The organism is uncultured Campylobacter sp. (genome assembly GCF_938045595.1).
Classification (GTDB): Bacteria; Campylobacterota; Campylobacteria; order Campylobacterales; family Campylobacteraceae; genus Campylobacter_B.
On record NZ_CALIBB010000052.1, the window covers coordinates 1 to 5,056 of the forward strand.

Below are 5,056 nucleotides of genomic sequence, written 5' to 3' on the forward strand. Positions count from 1 at the left end.
TTGATCAAATTTGCCTAGGCAAGCCAAAAATCCTGCGCGAAACAGAGCTAATTTTTAACCTTTTCCCACGGCTCAATCCCGCCTGCAACCTCCTCAAAAACGCCTGCGATTTCTATATTTTTTACACATAAATTTCGCTCGTAAGCCTTGACATCGCGCGATTTTAGCTTCTTTTGTAAAAAGGCGAATTCATACTCTATCTGCCCCCTAGAGACGGCTATTTTGGCTAAATTTCGCTCGTCAAATTCGCCAACTTTTGCCGCGTCAAATTTATACCCGCGAGCGCGGCCCTCCGCGTAAACTTCCGCCAGATACGCATTTACCGCCTCTAGCGCGTTTTCGTGCGCGTAAAAGCGGTCAAGCTGCGGGTGATTTTTGTAGCCCTTCGTGAGTCCCGCTAGCACGTTTTAGCTAGCAGCGCCTCGCGCCACAGCGCCACGAGCCCCTTTGCGTCGAGATATTTAAAGCTTATCGTCCAAAGTCTCATTTTCGCCTTTCGTTAAATTTCGTCGTCAAATTCGGCGCGCTTTGCGCCGCAGCCTGAGCGGCGATAAAATTCGCGCCTTAAATTTGGCCGCGCTCTAGATTAGAGGCTAAATTTTATCTCGCCGCACATTTAAATTTCTCGCTCATTGCAACTTGCCTCTGCATAGCACGGGGATCTTTTCTATGACCTCGCCGCCGCTTACGAGGTAGGCGAACTCGTGTAAATTTACGACGGGGCAGATGTGGTTCGGATAAATTTCGAGCCGATCGCCCACGCGCACGGCGTCTCGCAGCGCTCTGTCGTAGATGATCGCATGCTCGTCGTAAACGCCATTTATCCACACATCCGTGCCCTTTATGCGCCCGAGCCCGGGCGTGGCGGTGAAGCCCTCGGTGCGCCTTTGCTGCGTGAGCCCCTTGGCGCCGACGTCGGTGATGATGCGATCCGCCGTAGGTCTGCTGATGACGGTCGTAAGGATGCTTGCGGCGTTCATCGAATAATCGCCGTATGCCTGCGCCTGCGAGGCATCCATAAAGATATAGGTGCCCGGGCGGATCTCGGTGACGCCCTTTAAAATTTCAAAATCGTTGATGAGCGATGGCGTCGAGCCGATACTAACGACGCTTGCGGGCAGAGCTAGCTCGCGCGCGATATCCGCAAACTCCAGCGTGCGGCGCTGCGCGGCTAGGTGGATGCGCTCGCATTCGCTCTTATCGGCGGCTTTGTAGGAGTGGCCGTCGTGGGAGAATACGCCGCGGAATTCGATATTTTTGCAGCCTTTTATAAATTTTATAAACGCTGCGAAATCCTGCTTTTCCACGAAGCCCGAGCGGTTTTCGCCCACTTCGATCTCGGCAAGCACGCGGGCCTTCGTGCCGCTGCGCTCAAAGGCGCGCTCTATTAGACGCGCCTGCTCTATGCTATCGATGCCGAAGCTTAAGTTTATCCCCGCGCGCAAAAGCGCGATGATGCGCTGAAATTTCAGCTCGCCCACGATCTCGTTTGCGATAAATATATCTTTCAGCCCGTTTGCCGCCATGATCTCGGCCTCGCCCGTTTTGGCGACCGTGATGCCAGCAGCGCCGAGGTTTTCTTGCAGCTTCGCGAAATAGGGCATTTTGTGCGTTTTGGTGTGCGGGCGCAGGCTCACGCCCGCGGCGTCCGCATAGCTTTGCATCTTTTGCAGGTTGCGAAGCACGATCTCTTGCTCGATCAGCAGCGCCGGCGTGTCGATCTCTGATACCTTCATAAGCTTCCTCCTCTTTAAATTTACGAAATTTTAATATAGTCGCGCTTAGTAGCTGCGCCCGTTTTGCAGCGCCTAAATTTTAAAATTTGGCGCCGCTTGCGAAAGGCGGAATTTAGCTATCACTTGCAAGGGGCGAAATTTACCTGTCGTTTGAGAAAAACGGAATTTGTGCGCCGTAAATTTAGCGCCGTTTGCGAAATGTGGTTTGCACGCTGCAAATTCGGCTCCCTTCGCGAAGCGTCTGAATTTGGCGAGCAAATTTATGATTCTGCGCCGCATGTTTTCAAATCGCCGCCCATGTTTTACAAAGCTTATTTTACGCTGCCGCCTGTGTTTTTGCGCTGAATATTTAGCGCAAAAGCTCGTTTTAACGGCGGCGCCTCATTTCTAGCGCGCCTCGCTTTGCGCCTTGCTATTTTTTGTCTTGAAGCACCTTGTCGCGCCATTTCGAGTTTGCTTTGTTGTCGGTCGCTACGTCTTTGGATATCTCGGCTGCCGCTTCGAAATTTTTACTCACGCCCTCTTTGGAATTCTCGTATTTTAAGGCGTTTTCGCTTCTGATGCCGATGCTTTGTGCTTCGCTTGCGGCGTCGATATTAGCGCCTAAAAAGATAAATTCCCAGTCGTATTTTTCCTGCTTGTCGCTAATCATCTTCTTAATCTGCGCTTTGGAGTATTCGCGGCTTGAGTTTTCCTGCCCGTCGGTGATGATGACGAAAAGCACGCGATTGTTTTTGGCATAGATGTCTGGTACCCGCTCGATACGCGCTATCGTGCTGCCGACGGCGTCCAGTAGCGCGGTGTTGCCGCCGGCGTAGTACTCCTTGGACGTTAGGTTTTCGACCTTCTTAAGCGGCGTGCGGTCGTGGATGACGTTAAATTTCGTATCGAAAAGCACGGTCGTGACGCTCGCGTCGATGCCCTCTTTGCGCTCCTTTTCTATCATCGAGTTAAATCCGCCGATCGTATCGCTCTCAAGCCCGCTCATCGAGCCCGATTTATCTAGGATCAGCACCAATTCCAGGTGATTTACGCCGTCTTTATGATCGGGCGGCGTGGCGAGCTCTGCACTTTTGGCAAACAATATGCCCGCAAGCGCGGCAACAAGAAGGATGATTTTTTTCATAGGGGCTCCTTTGTTAAAATTTCGTTATTTTACTATTGTATCGCTTAAGCAATGAAATTTTATCGCTAAAGCTTCGCCGCACGCCCCTGCTACGTAAATTTTAATACGAAATTTTGTCGTGGAATTTTAACGTATCTTTGCGCACGGCGCCGCAAAATTCCGCGCGATATAGAATTATGCGCGGCGCAGAATTTCACCGCGAAATTTTAAGGCACAGAATTTTATGCGATATGGAATTTCGCGTGCAAATTTATGCAGCGTGGAATTTTACGACGCAAAATCCCACGCGGCATGGAAGTTATGGAATTTGCGCCGCCGCAAAATCAAATGTCTGCGGATCTGCTCCGTTTTGCGCTGAGGTAGCTTCCGATCTCGCTTATCAAAACGCCTGCGAGGATGAGGGCCGCGCCTAAAATTTGCATCGCGCTTAGTTTCTCGCCGCCCACGAATACGCCCATAATGCCCGCCGTTACGGGCTCGAGCGTGAAAAACAGAGCGGTTTTTACGGGCGTCGTGTATTTTTGCATCAAGGCCTGCGCAAAAAAGCCAAAAACCGTTCCCAGCAGGCAGATCACCGCCATCGCGACGAAAAAGCTTCTATCCATCACCGGCACGATGCTGACTCTTTCAAAAAAGATCGCCGCGAAGCAGCAAAGCGCGCTTAGGCAGAGGATCTGTACGTAGGCGATACCCGCTACGTCGCAGCTTTGCACGAAGCGGTTGGTCAGCACGATGTGAAACGAATACGCGCACGCGCAGACTAGCGCCAGCGCTTCGCCCTTGCCGAGACCTAGCCGTGTGTCGCCGATGAGATAGAGCCCAATGACCGCAAGCGCGATGCCCGCGTAGGCGTAGGAGTAAATTTTATGCCTAAACAGCGCCGCGGCGATGAAGGGCACGAGCGCGACGTTTAGACCGATAATGAAGGCTACGGAGGAGCTTTGCGCGAATTTAAAGGCGAAGGTCTGCGACGTAAAGCCCGCGAATAAAAACAGGCTAAGTACCGCGCCGTGCTTGATCTCGCGCGAAGTTATGGTCTTGAGCTTCGGGAAAAATATCGCGCCTGCGATGATGCTCGCGGCGAAAAAGCGCCAAAATAGCAGCACGAAGACGTTGTTGCTCGCAAGCGCCTGCGAGGTGGGCAGATACCCGAGCCCAAAAGCGATCGCCACGAAGACCATTCCGACGTCGGCTCTGAATTCCAAACTTTTATTCATCTGTGTCCTTTTTGAAAATTTAAAGTCGTAATTTTACGAAATTTTAGGTAAAAAATAGGCTAAATTTTGACGTAGCGATTTGGAATTTCGGATTTTAAAATCGCGAGTTAAATTTTAAGCGCCCGGCTCGTTTTAAGCTTTCGGCTCGTCTTTTTAGGCTAGCGCTCGGTTCGCCTTCTTGGGCTTACGCGCACTTGTTCGCGCACTTGTTGCCGCCGCTTCGCTACACGTAAATTTTACGGCTACTACTCGCGTGATCATTACGCTGCTTTGCTATGGCTTTTCATAATTTTATAGCTACTACTCGCACGTGGCTAAATTTAAAATTTAATCGCCCGCGTCCTCTTTGTCATTTTTTAGAATTTCTATGTTTGCGCGCTCATTCGCGCCTTTTAAGCTTATAGTTTTTTTGAGCGCGGATTTAAGGGAACTCTTGCCTCTTTTGATTTTATCATCTTATAGCGCCTCTTTCTTATCTCTGCTTCGATAAATTTTATATCTTGCTGTGCGTATGGGAATGAGAGCGTAAAATTTTTGCTGCTTTGCCCGTCTTTTATTTTTAAAATCGGCATCTCGCCCTTCATCCCTTTTTCCATAAGGGCATTTTCTATATCGATCTTTGTGCTAAATTTAAACGATAAAAATCTCCACTCTTTCCTTACGGTGCGGCTGTCTATGATGACGCCCTTTTCAGATAACGGCAGTATGGCAATTAGCATCATTGCAAGACCCATCACGATCACGAGTGCGGTCTCGCCGCCGCCTCTTTGCATATACCCGCCTACGCATAAAGGGTCGTTTGCATCAAAGCATGCAACTTTACCTCCGCCTCTTGTTGTTTTTATCCAAGGCTCATCAAACGCCACCAACGAACCCCAGGATAAAAATAGCACGATAAGCATAGTTTTTGCTATGGGGCTAGGAGGTATGAGCCAGGCGCCATTTTGCACGGTTTTATAAGAAGCGCTGCTTTTAAA

General features: G+C 50.2%; 6 protein-coding genes. All 6 read right to left on the bottom strand.

Going from position 1 to position 5,056, the window contains the following annotated elements; genetic code table 11:
- Window positions 1-47: 47 nt before the first annotated feature.
- Window positions 48-404 (bottom strand): pyrimidine dimer DNA glycosylase/endonuclease V, encoded by a 357-nt coding sequence (locus tag Q0340_RS02205; protein ID WP_298081983.1) that lies wholly within the window; start codon window positions 402-404, stop codon window positions 48-50.
- Window positions 398-487, bottom strand: a complete 90-nt coding sequence (locus Q0340_RS12340) for a pyrimidine dimer DNA glycosylase/endonuclease V (protein WP_363317243.1) — start codon at window positions 485-487, stop codon at window positions 398-400. Before Q0340_RS12340 ends, Q0340_RS02205 begins: the two co-directional genes overlap by 7 nt.
- A 142-nt stretch (window positions 488-629) precedes the next feature.
- Window positions 630-1,736 carry an alanine racemase gene (locus tag Q0340_RS02210; RefSeq protein ID WP_298081984.1) on the bottom strand — a complete coding sequence of 369 codons (1,107 nt, stop codon included), beginning with the start codon at window positions 1,734-1,736 and terminating at the stop codon, window positions 630-632.
- Window positions 1,737-2,148: 412 nt separating this feature from the next.
- Window positions 2,149-2,862, bottom strand: coding sequence for a vWA domain-containing protein (locus tag Q0340_RS02215; RefSeq protein WP_298081985.1), 714 nt, complete (start codon window positions 2,860-2,862; stop codon window positions 2,149-2,151).
- Window positions 2,863-3,185: 323 nt separating this feature from the next.
- Window positions 3,186-4,079 carry a DMT family transporter gene (locus Q0340_RS02220; RefSeq protein WP_298081986.1) on the bottom strand — a complete coding sequence of 298 codons (894 nt, stop codon included), beginning with the start codon at window positions 4,077-4,079 and terminating at the stop codon, window positions 3,186-3,188.
- A gap of 398 nt (window positions 4,080-4,477) precedes the next feature.
- A partial coding sequence (locus tag Q0340_RS02225) for a hypothetical protein (RefSeq protein WP_298081987.1) occupies window positions 4,478-5,056 on the bottom strand: 579 nt, incomplete at its 5' end.

Excerpts from the sequence above, each read along its gene's own strand:
- Q0340_RS12340 (WP_363317243.1), bottom strand. The coding sequence starts at position 487 with ATGAGACTTTGGACGATAAGCTTTAAATATCTCGACGCAAAGGGGCTC.
- Q0340_RS02210 (WP_298081984.1), bottom strand. The coding sequence starts at position 1,736 with ATGAAGGTATCAGAGATCGACACGCCGGCGCTGCTGATCGAGCAAGAG.
- Q0340_RS02215 (WP_298081985.1), bottom strand. The coding sequence starts at position 2,862 with ATGAAAAAAATCATCCTTCTTGTTGCCGCGCTTGCGGGCATATTGTTT.
- Q0340_RS02220 (WP_298081986.1), bottom strand. The coding sequence starts at position 4,079 with ATGAATAAAAGTTTGGAATTCAGAGCCGACGTCGGAATGGTCTTCGTG.